Annotated in this window: 18 protein-coding genes; 16 read left to right on the top strand and 2 right to left on the bottom strand. The window is 69.7% G+C overall.

The window, feature by feature from the left end; genetic code table 11:
• Positions 1 to 150 precede the first annotated feature (150 nt).
• Positions 151 to 1,446: a M23 family metallopeptidase gene (locus CCK91_RS14295; protein ID WP_086474716.1), complete on the top strand. Its 1,296-nt coding sequence runs from the start codon at positions 151 to 153 to the stop codon at positions 1,444 to 1,446.
• Between the two features lie 87 nt (positions 1,447 to 1,533).
• Here CCK91_RS14295 and CCK91_RS14290 read toward each other — a convergent pair whose 3' ends face one another.
• A complete protein-coding gene (locus CCK91_RS14290; protein WP_064294335.1) occupies positions 1,534 to 2,025 on the bottom strand; it encodes an inorganic diphosphatase in 492 nt (163 codons plus the stop codon).
• A gap of 129 nt (positions 2,026 to 2,154) precedes the next feature.
• Here CCK91_RS14290 and tilS point away from each other — a divergent pair, with 129 nt between their 5' ends.
• The 11 genes from tilS to CCK91_RS14235 all read left to right on the top strand — a co-directional run bounded on the left by tilS (position 2,155) and on the right by CCK91_RS14235 (position 11,940).
• Entirely contained in the window at positions 2,155 to 3,162 is a 1,008-nt protein-coding gene (tilS, locus tag CCK91_RS14285; protein ID WP_242664549.1) for a tRNA lysidine(34) synthetase TilS, read from the top strand.
• A 61-nt stretch (positions 3,163 to 3,223) separates the two neighbouring features.
• Positions 3,224 to 3,775 (top strand): hypoxanthine phosphoribosyltransferase, encoded by a 552-nt coding sequence (gene hpt / locus CCK91_RS14280; RefSeq protein ID WP_064294334.1) that lies wholly within the window; start codon positions 3,224 to 3,226, stop codon positions 3,773 to 3,775.
• A 154-nt stretch (positions 3,776 to 3,929) separates the two neighbouring features.
• Positions 3,930 to 5,948 carry an ATP-dependent zinc metalloprotease FtsH gene (gene ftsH / locus CCK91_RS14275; protein ID WP_086474551.1) on the top strand — a complete coding sequence of 673 codons (2,019 nt, stop codon included), beginning with the start codon at positions 3,930 to 3,932 and terminating at the stop codon, positions 5,946 to 5,948.
• Between the two features lie 5 nt (positions 5,949 to 5,953).
• Positions 5,954 to 6,616, top strand: a complete 663-nt coding sequence (folE, locus tag CCK91_RS14270) for a GTP cyclohydrolase I FolE (protein WP_086474550.1) — start codon at positions 5,954 to 5,956, stop codon at positions 6,614 to 6,616.
• 4 nt (positions 6,617 to 6,620) lie between these two features.
• A complete protein-coding gene (folP, locus tag CCK91_RS14265; RefSeq protein ID WP_079705156.1) occupies positions 6,621 to 7,424 on the top strand; it encodes a dihydropteroate synthase in 804 nt (267 codons plus the stop codon).
• Positions 7,417 to 7,806 (top strand): dihydroneopterin aldolase, encoded by a 390-nt coding sequence (gene folB, locus CCK91_RS14260; RefSeq protein WP_079705157.1) that lies wholly within the window; start codon positions 7,417 to 7,419, stop codon positions 7,804 to 7,806. The genes folP and folB overlap by 8 nt, the downstream gene beginning before the upstream one ends.
• Entirely contained in the window at positions 7,806 to 8,366 is a 561-nt protein-coding gene (folK, locus tag CCK91_RS14255) for a 2-amino-4-hydroxy-6-hydroxymethyldihydropteridine diphosphokinase (RefSeq protein ID WP_086474549.1), read from the top strand. The genes folB and folK overlap by 1 nt, the downstream gene beginning before the upstream one ends.
• Positions 8,363 to 8,842 (top strand): DUF3180 domain-containing protein, encoded by a 480-nt coding sequence (locus tag CCK91_RS14250; RefSeq protein WP_086474548.1) that lies wholly within the window; start codon positions 8,363 to 8,365, stop codon positions 8,840 to 8,842. Before folK ends, CCK91_RS14250 begins: the two co-directional genes overlap by 4 nt.
• Entirely contained in the window at positions 8,802 to 9,413 is a 612-nt protein-coding gene (locus tag CCK91_RS14245) for a PH domain-containing protein (RefSeq protein WP_086474547.1), read from the top strand. Before CCK91_RS14250 ends, CCK91_RS14245 begins: the two co-directional genes overlap by 41 nt.
• Entirely contained in the window at positions 9,410 to 11,230 is a 1,821-nt protein-coding gene (locus CCK91_RS14240; RefSeq protein WP_086474546.1) for a PH domain-containing protein, read from the top strand. Before CCK91_RS14245 ends, CCK91_RS14240 begins: the two co-directional genes overlap by 4 nt.
• The gene (locus CCK91_RS14235; protein ID WP_086474715.1) at positions 11,227 to 11,940 is read left to right on the top strand and encodes a Rossmann-like and DUF2520 domain-containing protein; all 714 of its coding nucleotides are present in this window, start codon (positions 11,227 to 11,229) and stop codon (positions 11,938 to 11,940) included. Before CCK91_RS14240 ends, CCK91_RS14235 begins: the two co-directional genes overlap by 4 nt.
• 71 nt (positions 11,941 to 12,011) lie before the next feature.
• Here CCK91_RS14235 and CCK91_RS14230 read toward each other — a convergent pair whose 3' ends face one another.
• Positions 12,012 to 12,509 (bottom strand): DoxX family protein, encoded by a 498-nt coding sequence (locus CCK91_RS14230; RefSeq protein ID WP_086474545.1) that lies wholly within the window; start codon positions 12,507 to 12,509, stop codon positions 12,012 to 12,014.
• A 217-nt stretch (positions 12,510 to 12,726) separates the two neighbouring features.
• Between CCK91_RS14230 and lysS the strand changes: the two genes are divergently transcribed.
• The 4 genes from lysS (at position 12,727) to cls (ending at position 16,238) form a co-directional block, all read left to right on the top strand.
• Positions 12,727 to 14,247: a lysine--tRNA ligase gene (lysS, locus tag CCK91_RS14225; RefSeq protein ID WP_086474544.1), complete on the top strand. Its 1,521-nt coding sequence runs from the start codon at positions 12,727 to 12,729 to the stop codon at positions 14,245 to 14,247.
• Positions 14,248 to 14,288: 41 nt separating this feature from the next.
• Positions 14,289 to 14,435 (top strand): hypothetical protein, encoded by a 147-nt coding sequence (locus CCK91_RS19690; protein ID WP_153303387.1) that lies wholly within the window; start codon positions 14,289 to 14,291, stop codon positions 14,433 to 14,435.
• A gap of 57 nt (positions 14,436 to 14,492) precedes the next feature.
• Positions 14,493 to 14,690, top strand: coding sequence for a hypothetical protein (locus tag CCK91_RS14220; RefSeq protein ID WP_194718988.1), 198 nt, complete (start codon positions 14,493 to 14,495; stop codon positions 14,688 to 14,690).
• Positions 14,691 to 14,768: 78 nt separating this feature from the next.
• Positions 14,769 to 16,238, top strand: coding sequence for a cardiolipin synthase (gene cls, locus CCK91_RS14215; RefSeq protein WP_086474543.1), 1,470 nt, complete (start codon positions 14,769 to 14,771; stop codon positions 16,236 to 16,238).
• The last annotated feature ends 14 nt before the right edge of the window (positions 16,239 to 16,252 follow it).

Here is a 16,252-nt window from a genome sequence, read left to right as displayed (position 1 = left end):
GGCCGGGGTTAGCCTCTGGCGTGGACCACTCCCGGATGCCGCGGCCGATGGGAGTGTCCACAGCCGGTCCCGACCCCCGTCGGGCTAGCGTGGACAGTGGTACCGATGTGACCGATGTGACTGCAGCGAACCGAGATGGGCCCCTACTTCATGAGCAAGAAGCTTGCCGGCGCTTGGCGCCGAAGCCGGACGACCAACGCCGGATCGGCGTCCTCCGCGCGGTGGCGAGGACGCCTCACCGCCGCCATCGTCATGTCGCTCGCGATCGTCGGCTCGTTCGGCGTCGCCGGTCCGGCGTCAGCAGCCGACTACCCCTCGTGGGACGACGTCCAGGCCGCAAAGGGCAATGAGGCAGCCAAGGCCGCCGAGGTCACGAACATCAAGAACTTCATCGTCCAGTTGCAGGACGAGCTGCAGGTCGCCCAGGACGAAGCTGAGAAGCGCGGTACGGAGTTCCAGGCCGCTGAGGAGGCCTTCTTCGAGGCCGACGCCCGGGCCACGGCGATCCAGTCGCAGGCAGATGCCAAGACGGCCGAGGCCGACACCGCGACGAAGCAGGCCGGTCGGGTCGCCTCGCAGCTCTACCGCTCCGGCGGCGCCGACCTCAGCCTGAGCCTCTTCCTCGACGGCGAGAGCAAGGGCGCGACCGACCTCCTGTCGAAGCTCGGCAACATGAACCAGGTCGCCGAGCACAGCAACGGCGTCTACGAGCAGGCGGTCGCCGCACGCAACACCGCGGCTGCGCTCGGCGAGCAGGCCGGTGTCGCCCGCGACGAGCGCGAGTCGCTCCGACAGGCGGCGCAGACGGCCATGGAGGCAGCCCAGGCGGCGGCGTCCGCGGCGGCGGCGAAGCTCGAGAAGAACCAGGAGCTGATCGTCACGCTCAACGCCCAGCTGACCGCGTTGCAGGACACGACGGCGAAGACCGTCAAGGACTTCGAAGCCGGCGAGGCGGCGCGGAAGGCCGCTGAGGCCGCGGCCGCGGCCGCGCGTGGTGAGAGCGCCGACGGCGGTCAGCTCAGCAGCCAGGGTTGGGCTATCCCCGCCTCCGGCAGCATCTCGGGCACGTACGGCTACCGCGATCCGATCTCCACCGGCGGCGGCAGTTCAGGCAGCTTCCACCGCGGTACCGACATCGCGGGCGGCTGCGGGATCCCGATCTACGCGGCGACCTCTGGCACCGTGACCTACGCAGGCTGGTACGGCACGTACGGCAACTTCATCCTCATCGACCACGGCTCCGGCGTCTCGACCGGCTACGCGCACATCGTGAACGGCGGCATCCAGGTCGGTGTCGGCTACCAGGTCTCCGCCGGGCAGGTCATCGCCTACGTCGGCACGACCGGCGCCTCCACCGGCTGCCACCTGCACTTCGAGGTCCGCATCAACGGCAGCGCTATCGACGCGCAGCCGTTCATGGCCGACCGGGGGGCGCCGCTCGGCTGATCGAGCGCAGCGACCCGCACGACGAAGCGGCCGGCACCCTCGGGTGCCGGCCGCTTCGTCATGCGGTGTGCGGAGGTCCGCAGGGGGTCAGTGCCCCTCCGCCTTGAGCTTGTCGAAGCCCGCGAGGATGATCTTCTCGGCCGCGGCGGCGTCGCCCCAGCCGTCGATCCGCGCCCACTTGCCGGGCTCGGTGTCCTTGTAGTGGACGAAGAAGTGCTCGATCTCGTCGCGCGTCGCCTGCGGGATGTCGTTCAGGTCCTGGATGTGCGACCAGCGCGGGTCCTTGTACTGCACGGCGATGACCTTGTCGTCGCCGCCGCCGTCGTCCGTCATGTGCAGCACACCGACGGGGCGGACCTTGATGCCGACGCCCGGGAAGGTCGGGAAGTCGAGCAGGACCAGCACGTCGACCGGGTCGCCGTCCTCGCCGAGGGTGTTCTCGAAGAAGCCGTAGTCGGCGGGGTAGACGAAGCTCGTGAACAGGACGCGGTCCAGGAAGACCCGACCGGTCTCGTGGTCGATCTCGTACTTGTTGCGGCTGCCCCGCGGGATCTCGATGACGGCGTCGTACTCGGCCATAAGCCTGCTCCTTGCGCGGTTGGATGACGTGGAGTCGGCGCGGTCGCCGACGAGGACCAACCATAACCGATGCGTCCCGGAGCGAACGGTGTGGGGAGGCGCTCGGCGCGGTGCAATAGCGTGGTCCGCGTGAACGACGTCCGACTCCCGCTCAACCCGTCCGTCGCCGCCCTGCGGAAGGCGGTGCGCGAGGCGATCGCGGGCACGGCCTCCACGCCGTCGCGTGACGTCGCCGGTGCCGACCTGCTCGTCGCGCTGAGCGGTGGCGCCGACTCGCTCGCGCTCGCCGCCGCGACCGCGTTCGAAGCCGGAAAGGTCGGTCTGCAGGCCGGCGCCGTGATCGTCGACCACGGACTGCAGCCGGGCTCGGCCGATGTCGCGGCGCGTGCCGCGGACCAGGCGCGTGCCCTCGGGCTCGACCCCGTCCTCGTCCGGGTCGTCGAGGTGGGCTCCGAGGGTGGACCGGAGGCCGCGGCACGGGCGGCCCGATACACCGCACTCGACGCCGCGCGAGCCGAGGTCGGTGCGTCCCTGGTGCTGCTCGCTCACACCCTCGACGACCAGGCGGAGACCGTGCTCCTCGGCCTCGCACGAGGGTCGGGCACGGGCAGCCTCCAGGGCATGGCGCCCGTCTCCGGTGCGCTCCTCCGACCGCTGCTCGGAATCCGGCGCTCCCAGACCCGCGAGGCGTGCGCTGCCGAAGGACTCGAGCCGTGGCACGACCCGCACAACACCGACGACGCCTACGCGCGGGTCCGGGTCCGGGAACGGGTCCTGCCGGTGCTTGAAGCGGAGCTCGGGCCGGGGATCGCCGAAGCCCTCGCCCGCACCGCCGACGCTGCTCGCGAGGACGCGGACGCGTTCGAGGAGATGATCGAGGAGACCATCGAGGAGCTCGTCGAGCACGCCGAGGCCGGGATATCCGTCAGCGCCGGGGCCCTCGCCGCCAATCCGGCGGCGCTCCGCCAGCGGATCATCCGGTACATCGTGCAGAGCGAGTTCGGTGTCTCGCTCACGCGGTCGCAGACGATCGAGGTCGCGCGGCTCGTCACCGATTGGGCGGGCCAGGGTCCGATCGACCTGCCCGGCCTGACGGCGTCCCGGCACGCGGGACGCATCGTCTTCGCGGCCCGCTGACCACGGGGCTCCCCGAGCAGGGTCGCACGGGCGTCCGGGTCATCTCGCATACACTCGACGCATGGAGCAGAGCGACATTTCCGACGACCTCACGACCATCCTCGTCACCGAGCAGGAGATCCGCGACAAGCTCGCCGAACTCGCCCGGCAGATCGAGACCGACTACGCCGGGAAGGACGTCCTGCTCGTCGGCGTGCTGAAGGGTGCGGTCATGGTCATGGCCGACCTCGCGCGCGAACTCCGCATCCCGCTCTCGATGGACTGGATGGCCGTCAGCTCGTACGGCGCCGGCACGAAGTCGAGCGGTGTCGTCCAGATCCGCAAGGACCTCGACGCCGACCTCACGGGTCGCCACGTCCTGATCGTCGAGGACATCATCGACTCCGGCCTCACCCTCTCCTGGCTGCTCGAGAACTTCGCCTCGCGCGGAGCCGCCTCCATCGAGGTCTGCGCGCTCCTCCGCAAGCCCGAGGCCGCCAAGGTGCACGTCGAGTGCAAGTACGTCGGTTTCGACATCCCGAACGACTTCGTCGTCGGGTACGGTCTCGACTTCGACGAGAAGTACCGCAACCTCCGCGACGTCGGCGTCCTCGCCCCGCACGTCTACGCCTGAACCACTCCACCGACCTCACACCGCACCCCCGTTAAGCCCACGGCAAACACAGGGGAGGCATCCAGCGGCGAGGGGGTAGCCTGATTTCCGACGCGGCTCCGCCCGTCGACCCCTCCTGCAGAAAGGGAACGGGCCAGCCCCGGCCTCTCAACTTATGAACGTCAAGCGTCTCTTCAAGGGTCCCATCCCGTACCTCATCATCGCCGCCCTGGTCTTCTGGATCGGCATCAGCCTGATGAGCATGAACGGCTTCCGTGAGGTCTCCACGCAAGAGGGTCTCGCCTTCCTCGAGAAGGGTCAGGTCAAGGAGGCCGTCATCACCGACGGCGACCAGCGCGTCGACCTCACGCTGACGAAGGCGGACGACGAGTTCGGCAAGCAGGTGCAGTTCTACTACGTCGGCGCCCGTGCGGCCGACGTGGTCGAGGCCGTCGACGCCGCAGACCCGTCCGGTGGCTACAACGACAAGGTGCCCCAGCCGAGCTGGCTCCTGTCGATGCTCGGACTCCTCCTCCCGCTGCTCCTCATCGGTGTGTTCTTCTGGTTGATGCTCTCCGGCATGCAGGGAGGCGGCAACAAGGTCATGCAGTTCGGCAAGTCGAAGGCGAAGCTCGTCTCGAAGGAGTCGCCGAAGGTGACCTTCGACGACGTCGCCGGTGCCGACGAGGCGATCGAGGAGCTCGAGGAGATCAAGGACTTCCTCAAGGAGCCCGCGAAGTTCCAGGCCGTCGGTGCGCGCATCCCGAAGGGTGTCCTGCTGTACGGCCCTCCCGGAACGGGCAAGACGCTCCTCGCCCGCGCCGTCGCCGGTGAAGCCGGTGTGCCGTTCTACTCGATCTCCGGTTCCGACTTCGTCGAGATGTTCGTCGGTGTCGGCGCGAGCCGCGTCCGCGACCTCTTCCAGCAGGCCAAGGAGAACTCGCCCGCGATCATCTTCGTCGACGAGATCGACGCCGTCGGTCGCCACCGCGGCGCCGGCATGGGCGGCGGTCACGACGAGCGCGAGCAGACCCTCAACCAGCTGCTCGTCGAGATGGACGGCTTCGACGTCAAGACGAACGTCATCCTGATCGCGGCGACCAACCGTCCCGACATCCTCGACCCAGCGCTGCTGCGCCCGGGCCGCTTCGACCGCCAGATCGGCGTCGACGCCCCCGACCTCGCCGGCCGCAAGAAGATCCTCGAGGTGCACGGCAAGGGCAAGCCGCTCGCCGCGAGCGTCGACCTCGAGGTCGTCGCCCGCAAGTCGCCCGGCTTCACCGGTGCCGACCTCGCCAACGTCCTCAACGAGGCGGCGCTGCTCACGGCACGCTCCAACGCCCAGCTGATCGACAACCGCGCACTCGACGAGGCCATCGACCGCGTCATCGCCGGTCCGCAGCGCCGCACGCGCGTCATGCGCGAGCAGGAGAAGCTCATCACCGCCTACCACGAGGGCGGGCACGCGCTCGCTGCAGCGGCGATGAACAACACCGACCCCGTCACGAAGGTCACGATCCTCCCGCGCGGCCGTGCCCTCGGCTACACGATGGTCCTGCCCCTCGAAGACAAGTACTCCGTCACGCGCAACGAGCTGCTCGACCAGCTCGCCTACGCGATGGGCGGGCGCGTCGCCGAGGAACTCGTGTTCCACGACCCGACCACGGGTGCGTCGAACGACATCGAGAAGGCCACGGGGATCGCTCGCAAGATGGTCACCGAGTACGGCATGACCACCGACGTCGGTGCCGTCAAGCTCGGGCAGTCCTCGGGTGAGATGTTCCTCGGCCGCGACATGGGCCACCAGCGTGACTACTCGGAGGAGATCGCGCAGCGCGTCGACGCCCAGGTCCGCGAGCTCATCGAGGCCGCACACGACGAAGCCTGGCAGGTCATCACGACCAACCGGGCCGTGCTCGACCGCCTCGCCGCCGAGCTGATGGAGAAGGAGACCCTCGACCACAACCAGCTGGCCGAGATCTTCAAGGACGTCAAGAAGCTCCCGCCGCGCCCCGTCTGGCTGTCCAGCAAGAAGCGTCCCGTCGGGTCGGGTTCGGCCGTCGGATCCGCATCGTTCACCGCACCCATCGACTCCGGTGCGGCCGATGGTGGCATCAGCTCCGAGCCCGAGCCCGAGGCTCCCGTGAAGCCCAAGCGCACCCGCGCGACGAAGCCGCGACCGGCGACCGCCTAGCCCGCATGACCCACGGCGAGCACACCGCGGACGACGCGGTCGCAGCCGCGCAGGCCGAGCCCGATCAGGGTTCGGCCTCGCGGTCGTCCGTGGACCGCGAGCGGATCGCCGCAGCGGTCCTCGAGATCCTCGAGGCGATCGGTGAGGACCCCTCCCGCGACGGCCTCGCCGACACCCCGACACGTGTCGCCGACGCGTACGCGGAGTTCTTCGGGGGCGTCGGTCAGGACGCCGGTGTGCACCTGTCCCGCCCCATCCCGATCGAGGAGGGCGCGACCAGCGACGTCGTGCTCGTCCGGGACATCGCCTTCCGCTCCGTCTGCGAGCACCACCTGCTCCCGTTCCTCGGCACGGCGCACATCGCCTACCTGCCCGACGAACTCGTCATCGGACTCGGGGCCCTGCCGAAGCTCGTCGACACGCTCGCCTCGCGCCCGCAGGTCCAGGAGCGCCTGAGCGAGCAGATCGCCGACACCCTCGTCGAACGGCTCGCGCCCCGCGGCGTCCTCGTCGTGCTCCAGGCTGCACACGGCTGCGTCTCGATGCGCGGGTCACGCCAGCTGACGAGCACCACCGTCACCATCGCCAGCCGTGGAGCCCTGGCCGATCCGGCCGCACGGGCCGAGCTGATGGTCCTGATCGGCGCGTCCGCCGACCAGGCGGGGTGATCGCTTGTTCCAGATCATGGGCGTCGTCAACGTCACACCCGACTCGTTCAGCGACGGCGGCCGGTACCTCGACGTCGACGACGCCGTCGCCCACGGGCTCGAGCTCATCGCTGCCGGCGCGACCATCATCGACGTCGGCGGCGAATCGACCCGGCCCGGTGCCGCCCGGGTCGACACCCGCGAGGAGCAGCACCGGGTCGCACCCGTCATCGCCGCACTGGCCGCAGCTGGTGCGCGAGTGAGCATCGACACGATGAACGCGGAGACCGCCCGTGCCGCGGCCGACGCCGGTGCCTCGATCATCAACGACGTCTCCGGTGGCCTCGCCGACGATCGCATGCCGGGCGTGATGGCGGCGTCCGGTCTCGACTGCGTCATCAGCCATTGGCGCGGGCACTCGGCCGACATGGCGAGCCGCGCCACGTACACCGACGCGGCGGTCGACGTCGCTCGGGAACTCGACGACCGGGTGACGACCCTCCGCGGTCAGGGCGTCGACCCCGGCCGGATCGTCGTCGATCCCGGCCTCGGGTTCTCCAAGCACGCCGAGCACAACTGGCGCATCCTGGCGAGGCTCGACCTACTGCGCGAGCTCGGGTACCCGGTGCTGGTGGGCGCGTCCCGCAAGCGGTTCATCGGAGCGCTCCTCCCCGAGGACGCACCGATGGAGGCGCGCGACCTGCCGAGCGCCGTGGTGAGTGTGCTGGCCGCGCAGGCCGGAGCCTGGGGTGTGCGCGTCCACGACGTCGCCGCCACCAGACTCGCTCTCGATACCCTCGATGCATGGCAAGGTGGAGCCGATGACTGATTCGATCACCCTCACGGGCCTGCGGGCGTTCGCGCACCACGGCGTCTTCGACTTCGAGCGCGAGGCCGGACAGGAGTTCGTCATCGACGTCACCGTGTCGCTGGACCTCCGCCCGGCCGCCGGTGGCGACGAGCTCGGCGCGACCATGCACTACGGCGAGCTCGCCGAGGCGGTCGTCGCAGCCGTGGAGCGCGACCCGGTCGACCTCATCGAAACGGTGGCCGAGCGCATCGCCGACGTGGTACTCGCGAACGAGCGCGCGGAAGCGGTCCGGGTCACCGTGCACAAGCCGAGCGCCCCCATCACGGTGCCCTTCGCGGACGTGGCGGTGACGATCGAGCGAACCCAGGCCGACCGCACCCAGGCCGGGCGGGCCGTCTGATGGTCTCGCGCACGCCGATCCACGACCCAGCCCGTCGGCCCGGACCACCGAAGCCCCGTGCCGTCTGGGCCGTCGTGGCCCTCGGGGCGAACCTGGGGGACCGCCGCGCGACGATCGCACAGGCCGTGGAGGACCTCGCCGCCGTCGACGGGGTGCTCGAGGTGCGGCGGTCACCGCTCGTCTCGAGTGCGGCCGTCAAGGTGTCCGGTGTCGACGAGTCGGCTCCGGCGTACCTCAACGGTGTCGCTGCCGTCCGCACCCGCCTCCAGCCGCACGCGCTCCTCGACGAACTCCAGCGGATCGAACTCGCGCACGGCCGCGTCCGCGAGGAGCGCTGGGGCGACCGGACGCTCGACCTCGACCTCATCGCCTACGACGACGAGACGATCGCCGACGAACGCCTTACGGTCCCGCACCCGCGAGCCGCCGAGCGCGGCTTCGTCGTCGTGCCCTGGTTGCTCCTCGACCCCGACGCGACGCTGCCCGGCGTCGGCCGCCTCGACACCCTCGCGGCCGCCAAGGACGGCTCCGTGGTCCCCGACGACGGCACGCACCCGTGACCCGCACCACCGCGACACCGCTCATCGTCCTCGCCGGGGTGGGCGTCGTCTTCGGCTTCCTCGTGGAGGTCGCGATGGTCTCCGGCGGACGCGCGTCGATCATCCCGCCCGTCACCCTCGCCGTCTCGCTCGTGGCGGTCGCGATCATCCTCATCGCCCTGTCCTGGCCGATCCGCCGCAGCACGACCGGTCGTGCCACCCGGCGGATCGATCCGTTCCGCGCCATGCGGGTCGCCGCGCTCGCGAAGGCCTCGAGCCATGCGGGCTCCCTGGTGGCCGGGGCGACCGTCGGGATCCTGCTCTTCGTCCTGACCCGCCCGATCCTGCCCGCGATAGGCTCGTTGTGGCTGGTGATCGCGTCCATCGTGGGATCCGTCGCACTCGTCGTCGCCGCCTTGGTGGCCGAGTGGTTCTGCACCGTTCCGAAGGATGATGATGACGACGCCGCACCCGGGGGAGCCCCGTCCCACACCTGATCAGCCCGCCGAACGGCCGCTGATCGAGACGCCGCTGGAGGAGCTGTCGTCGCCGGAGACGGTCCACGTCGGCCCTGCGGAGCAGAGCGGCAAGCGGCTCGAACTGCCTGATGCCGAGTGGCGCCGCGTGAGCCGCAAGCTCATCGCCGTCGAGTTCATCTCCGAGGGCGCCGGCCTCGTGCTCGTCACAGCGGCCGTGGTCTTCGTCGCGCTCGTCTGGGACTGGACCTGGATCTGGTGGCCGTTCGCCGCCTTCGCCGTGATCTCCCTGATCGCCGCGGCGTTCATCCCACGTCGCATCCGGTCGATCGGGTATCAACTGCGCGCGGACGACCTGCTGTTCCGCCGGGGGATCATGTGGCAGCGCTTCGTCGCCGTGCCGTACGGGCGCATGCAGCTCGTCGACATCAACCGCGGGCCCCTCTCGCGGGCCTTCGGCCTCGCCGACCTCAAGTTCGTGACCGCCTCCGCCTCGACCGGAGTGGTGATCAACGGGTTGCCGGAAGCCGAGGCCGAGGGGCTGCGCGACCACCTGGTCGCCGTGGCGGAGAGCCGGCGGACCGGACTGTGAGCGAGCACCAGGCGGCAGAACCGCCGGAGCGGTTCGAGGCTCCGGCCTCGGGGCCTCGGGTGAAGCCGACGGCCGAGGCGATCGTCCCACGGGTGGCCGGACAGAGTCTCGTCGACGGGCAGTGGCACCGGCTGCACCCGGCGACGCCGTTGCTCCGAGGTGGGATCGCGTTCGTCGCCATCCTCGGCATCGTCATCGCGAACCTCCGCGAGCGCCTCATCGAGTTCTTCATCCCCGCTCCGGGGATGGAGCAGCCGACCGACCCGATCGACTACATGCTCAACCACGGCTTCGTCGGGTGGGTGCTCCTCGCGATCGCTGTCGGGCTGATCGTGGTGATCGCCGTGTTCTGGTTCTCATGGCGCATGCACACCTTCCGGGTCACCGACGAGGCGGTGGAGGTGCGCAGCGGCATCCTGTTCCGCACGAACCGCAAAGCCAAGCTCGACCGCATCCAGGGCGTCTCCATAGAGAAGCCGCTCCTCGCCAGGCTCATCGGGGCCTCCCGCATCAACGTGAGCGTCGCGGGCCAGGACGCGAACGTCAAGCTCGAGTACCTGTACGGTGCCGACGCCGACGGCCTCCGCCGGGACGTACTCACGCTCGCGAGCGGGGTGAAGCTCGCCGAACGCCGGCAGACCGCCGCAGCCGGCGACCCGCTCGACCCGACCCTGCCGCCGCAATCGGTGCCCGACAGCGCCGGCGGGGTGTCCCGGTTCGTCACCGAGCGCGTCGACGACTTCATCTCGCCCGAACTCGACCCGGAGGAGACGGTGCCGGACTCCGTCGTGCGCCTGACGCTCGGGCGCCTGGTCGGGTCCACGTTACTCAGCCCGTTCACCGTGATCGTCCTGATCTCGGTCGTCGTCGGCGTGGTGCTCCTCGTCAACGGCCTGGACTGGGCCTGGTTCTGGCTCGTCCCCATGGTGCTGAGTCTCGGGGCCTTCGTCTGGTCGAGCGTGACGAAGTCGCTGCGCTACAGCATCGCCGCGACGCCCTCGGGCGTCCGCATCGGCTTCGGGCTCTTCTCGACGACCAACGACACCGTCCCGCCCGGCCGGATCCACGCGATCGAGGTGTCGCAGCCCATCATCTGGCGCCCCTTCGGCTGGTGGCGGGTGCGGATCAACAAGGCCGGCCTCTCGCTGGAGCAGGCCGCTCGCGGTGCGACGAGCAACACGGTGTTGCCGGTCGGGTCGCTCGTGGACGCCGCCCAGGTCGTGGAGCTGATGCTCGCGGGCCGCATCGACGGCAGTGCCTGGGCACCCCTGCAATCGGCCCTCGCCACGCGCGACGGCGTCGGTTTCGTGGGCTCGCCCCGCCGCTCGCGATGGATCAACTGGTTCTCCTGGCGTCGTACCGGCTACGCCCTGCGCGACGGGATGCTGCTGTTCCGGCAGGGGGTGGTCTGGCGCAAACTCCACATCCTCCCGCTCGCACGCCTGCAGAGCATCCGGATCGACCAGGGGCCGCTCCTGCGCGCGCTCGATCTCGCCTCCGCGACCGCGCACACGGTCCCCGGCCCGGTGATCGCCAAGCTCCCCGCCATGGCCCGCGACGAGGCGGTGCGGATGTTCGACGCGGCGTCGGTGGCGATCGTGGTCGCGCAGTCGACCGACCGCAGTCACCGGTGGGCGAGCTTCGACCCCGAGCACCAGCCGGCCGAGGCGCAAGCGACGGCGCCATACCTCGATGAGCCGATGGGGCAGTCGGACACCCAGCCGACGACGCAGGCGGACGCCGAGCCGTGGCAGGAGCAGAGCCCGGCGCCGTCCGTGCCGCTCCCGACGACCGACCAGGACCGGAGGACCACGTGAGCGCGGAACGACGGAGCGCCAGGCTCGGCGTCGGGATCATCGGGAGTGGGCGCGTCGGCCCGGTCATCGGAGCGGCGCTCGGGGGAGCCGGACACGCGATCGTCGGCATCACCGCGGTGTCGGAGGAGAGCCTCGAACGCGCGAACGCCCTGTTGCCGGATGTGCCGGTGCTCGATCCGACCGAGGTGGTCGAGCGGAGCGAACTCGTCGTCATCGCCGTACCCGATGCGCAACTCGCGTCGTTGGTCGAAGGGCTCGCGGCGGTGGGTGCGTGGCAGCCGGGTCAGCTCGTCGCCCACACCTCGGCTCGGTTCGGGACAGCGGTGCTCGCTCCGGCAGCGCGCGCCGGTGCCATCCCGTTGGCGTTGCACCCCGCGATGGTGTTCACCGGGACGAGTCTCGATCTCGCCCGCTTGCACGAGACGTCGTTCGCCGTGACCGCACCGGCCCCGGTCCAACCGATCGGGCAGGCGCTCGTGGTCGAGATGGGCGCGGAGCCCGTGATCATCGCCGAGGCCGATCGAGCGGCCTACGCCGAAGCGGTGGAGACGGCCGCGAGCTTCTCCCGTGCGGTCGTGCAGCAGGCGACGGGTCTGCTCCAGGACATCGGTGTGGAGAACGCCGGCGGCTTCCTGTCCTCGCTCGTGCGGTCGTCGGTCGACGAGGCCCTGCGCGGTGCGACCACGCCCGACGTCGACGAGCTGCTCTAGCCGGGTGGACGGACCGCCGCCCGCCCACCCGAGTCCGGGCAGGCGGGCGGATCCGTGTCAGCGGACCCGTGTCAGCGGACGCGGCGGCGACGGATCAGCGCGTCGACGGCGAGTCGGCCCGGGCCGGCGAGGGTGAGCGCGAGCGACGCGAGTGCGAGCAGCATGACGTACTCGAAGCCACCGTCGGCGGCGTAGAACCCCGCCGGCAGGTGCACGAGCACCATCGCCACCGCCATGGTCACCGCGAGCAGCGCGCCCACGATGCGCGTGCCGAGGCCGACGATGAGCAGCAGGCCACCGACCACCTCGAGACCGGCGACGACGACCGCCGCGACCTCTGGAGCCGGGATGCCCATGCCACCGAACCCGGAGGCGACGCCCGGGATGGAGTCGACGAGGAACTTCTGGAGGCCGTGGGCGATGAAGACCACGCCAAGCGCCAGGCGCAGGAGGAGGAGACCGGCGTCGATCCCCGCCTGTCCGCGCGGCGCGGCGGGGGAGGCCGGTACCGGTGGGACGGTGGTGGCTTCGCGGTGGTCGGTGTGCTGGTGGTCGGAGAGCGTCGTCATGACGAGCCTTTCGAGTTCGTTTCCGGCGTCGGTGCCCCCGATCGGGACTCCTGTCCTTCGAGCCAAGCACGGCCCGGGTACCCGGCGGTGTCCTCCGAATGGTTGTTCGCAGACCCTTGTCAGGGCGTCGATAGCCAGTTCATAGGAAACCGGCCGTGCGCGCGGCCCGCACGGTCCCCGGTAAACTCCAGTGACCGCACGAGGAGAATCCCACCGCATGACTGACACGACGCCAGAGCCGATCGACGACGCAGCAGAGCAGGCAGAGCTCTCCGAGCAGAAGGCCGTCCGGCTCGCGAAGCGCCAGCGCCTCATCGACGAGGCGACGTCGGGTGCCGGCGGCGCCTACCCCGTCACCCTCCCCATCACCGACACGATCCCGGCGGTGCGCGCCCGCTTCGGTGAGCTCCAGCCCGACGAGGCGACGGGCGTCACGGTCGGCGTCGCGGGCCGCGTCGTGCACCTGCGCAACACCGGCAAGCTCTGCTTCGCCAGCCTGCAGTCGGGCGACGGCAGCCGCATCCAGGCGATGGTGAGCCTCGCCAGCGTCGGCGACGAACAGCTCGCCGCTTGGAAGGAACTCGTCGACCTCGGCGACCACGTCTTCGTCTCCGGTGAGGTCATCTCCAGTCGTCGCGGCGAACTGTCGATCATGGTGGCCGAGTGGACCATCGCGGCGAAGGCGATCCTGCCCCTGCCGAACCTCCACAACGAGCTGAACGAGGAGACGCGGGTCCGGAGCCGGTACCTCGACCTCATCGCCCGCGACCAGGCGCGCAAGAACGTGCTCGACCGGGCCAAGACGGTGGCCAGCCTTCGCCAGACCTTTACCGAGCGCGACTTCGTCGAGGTCGAGACGCCGATGCTCCAGGTCATGCACGGTGGAGCCTCGGCCCGCCCCTTCGTCACCCACTCGAACGCGTTCGACACCGAGCTCTACCTGCGCATCGCGCCCGAGCTGTACCTGAAGCGTGCCGTCGTCGGCGGCATCGACCACGTCTACGAGATCAACCGCAACTTCCGCAACGAGGGCGCCGACTCCACGCACAGCCCCGAGTTCGCCATGCTCGAGGCGTACGAGGCCTACGGCGACTACGGCACCATGGCCGACCTCACACAGACCCTCATCCAGAACGCCGCGCTCGCGACGAGCGGGAGCCACGTCGTCACCTGGGCCGACGGCACGGAGTTCGACCTCGGCGGCGAGTGGGACCGCATCTCGATGTTCGAGAGCCTGTCGGCCGCGGCGGGTGTCGAGATCACGCCGCAGACGCCGATCGAGGAACTCAAGGCGCTCGCCGAGCGTGAGGGCGTCGAGGTCCCGCACCCCATCCACGGCAAGTACGTCGAAGAGCTGTGGGAGCACTTCGTCAAGGGTGGCCTCGAGCGCCCGACCTTCGTCATGGACTTCCCGGTCGACACGAGCCCGCTCGTGCGCGCCCACCGCTCCATCGAGGGCGCGGTCGAGAAGTGGGACCTCTACGTCCGCGGCTTCGAGCTCGCCACCGGCTACTCCGAGCTCGTCGACCCGGTCGTGCAGCGCGAACGCTTCATCGAGCAGGCGAAGCTCGCCGCACAGGGCGACGTCGAGGCCATGCGTCTCGACGAGGAGTTCCTGCGGGCGCTCGAGTTCGGGATGCCGCCGTCCGGCGGCATGGGGATGGGCATCGACCGACTCCTCATGGCGCTGACCGGCCTCGGCATCCGCGAGACGATCCTCTTCCCCCTGGTCAAGTAGCGGCCACCCGGCAGCACGACCACCGACAGTCAGGCGCGACGATGAGCATGATGGACCCCGGCGACCACCAGGACCCGAAGAAGCAGGGGCCGACGACGGCGCGCATCACGATCTGGATCGTGGTCGGCGGGATCGGCCTGTACCTCGTCGTCAGCGGGCTGTGGGGTGCCCTCGCCGGAGGCTCCTGACCTGGCTGCGCGCCCGTTTCGGTCCCTGAGCCTGTCGAAGGGCGGTACCATTGACGGGTGATCGAAGACTACTGGCTCAACGCGCTCTGGTCGCTGCTGCCCACCGTGGTCGTCGGCATCATCTTCTGGGTGGTCATGCGCGCCATCCTGCGGTCCGACCGCAACGAGCGCAAGGCGTACGCGCAGGTCGAGGCGGAGCAGCGCGCGAAGCTCGGACTCCCGCCGGTCGAGCCCTCCGCACCTCGCGAGGTCTGACCCGCCCGTATCACGTGGCGAGGTCACCCCACAGCTGTCCGGCATGGTCAGTAGGCTGGAGCCTCGGCAGCTGAGCGGATGGGCGACATGACGATCGAGTTCTCCTGGAACTGGCTGGGCATCACGGCCCTCGTCCTGGACTTCATCATCCGTGTCATCGCGGTGATCGTCGTCCCGCGTAACCGTCGCCCCACCGCGGGGATGGCCTGGCTGCTGGCGATCTTCCTCATCCCGTACGTCGGTGTCATCGCCTTCCTCCTCATCGGCAACCCGAAACTGCCTCGGGTGCGCCGGCGGAAGCAGTACGACATCAACGTCTACATCCGTCAGACGACCCGCGACCTCGTCAAGGCGAACCTGACGTCGAACGCGCCGGCCTGGTTCCGGTCGGTCGTGACGCTGAACCGCAACCTCGGGTCGATGCCGCTGCAGGGCGGGAACACCGTCAGTCTCATCGGCGACTACGAGGCCTCGCTCCACGCCATGGCCGACGAGGTCGACCGTGCCGAGCAGTTCGTGCACGTCGAGTTCTACATCCTCACCTGCGACCGCACCACGAAGCCGTTCTTCGACGCGCTCGAGCGGGCGGTGGCTCGCGGCGTCACGGTCCGGGTGCTGCTCGACCACTTCGCGAGCTGGCGGACCCCCGACTACAAGCACACCGTGAAGCGCCTCACCACGATGGGGGCCCAGTGGGCGCTCATGCTGCCGCTCCAACCGTTCAAGGGCAAGTTCCAACGTCCGGACCTCCGGAACCACCGCAAGATGGTGATCGTCGACGGCGCGGTCGCGTTCATGGGCTCGCAGAACATGATCGACCGGAGTTACAACAAGCCGGGCAACATCAAGCGGGGTCTCCAGTGGCAGGAGCTCATGACGCGGGTGGAGGGCCCCGGGGTCGCGGGGATCAACACGATCTTCCTGAGCGACTGGTACAGCGAGACCGGCGATGTCCTGTCCCACGAGGTCGGCCTGCTCGAGGCCCGACCGGTGGGCGACCTCGAACTGCAGGTCGTACCGAGCGGGCCGGGGTTCGACGGGGACAACAACCTCAAGCTGTTCCTCACGCTCATCTATGCGGCGCAGCGGCGCATCGTCATCACGAGTCCGTATTTCGTGCCCGACGAGTCGTTGCTCGCAGCGGTCACGACCGCGGTCCAGCGTGGTGTGCCGGTCGACCTGTTCGTCTCGGAGATCGGCGATCAGGCGATGGTCTGGCACGCGCAGCGCTCCTACTACGAGGCGCTCCTGCGGGCCGGTGTGCGGATCTTCCAATACCCGGCGCCGTACATCCTGCACGCGAAGCACTTCACGATCGACGACGACGTCGCCGTGATCGGGTCGAGCAACATGGACATGCGTTCCTTCGGTCTCAACCTGGAGGTCTCGCTCATGGTCCGCGGGCGCGAGTTCGTCCAGGAGATGCGCGGCGTCGAGGACGGGTACCGGGAGATCAGCAAGGAACTGACGCTCGCGGAGTGGCTGAAGCAGCCCCTCCGCTCGACGGTGCTCGACAATCTCGCCAGATTGACGTCCGCGTTGCAATAGTCAGACAGTGAGAT

The organism is Plantibacter elymi (nom. nud.) (assembly GCF_900177795.1).
Taxonomy (GTDB): Bacteria; Actinomycetota; Actinomycetes; order Actinomycetales; family Microbacteriaceae; genus Plantibacter; species Plantibacter elymi.
This window is presented reverse-complemented; position numbering and strand designations above follow the sequence as displayed.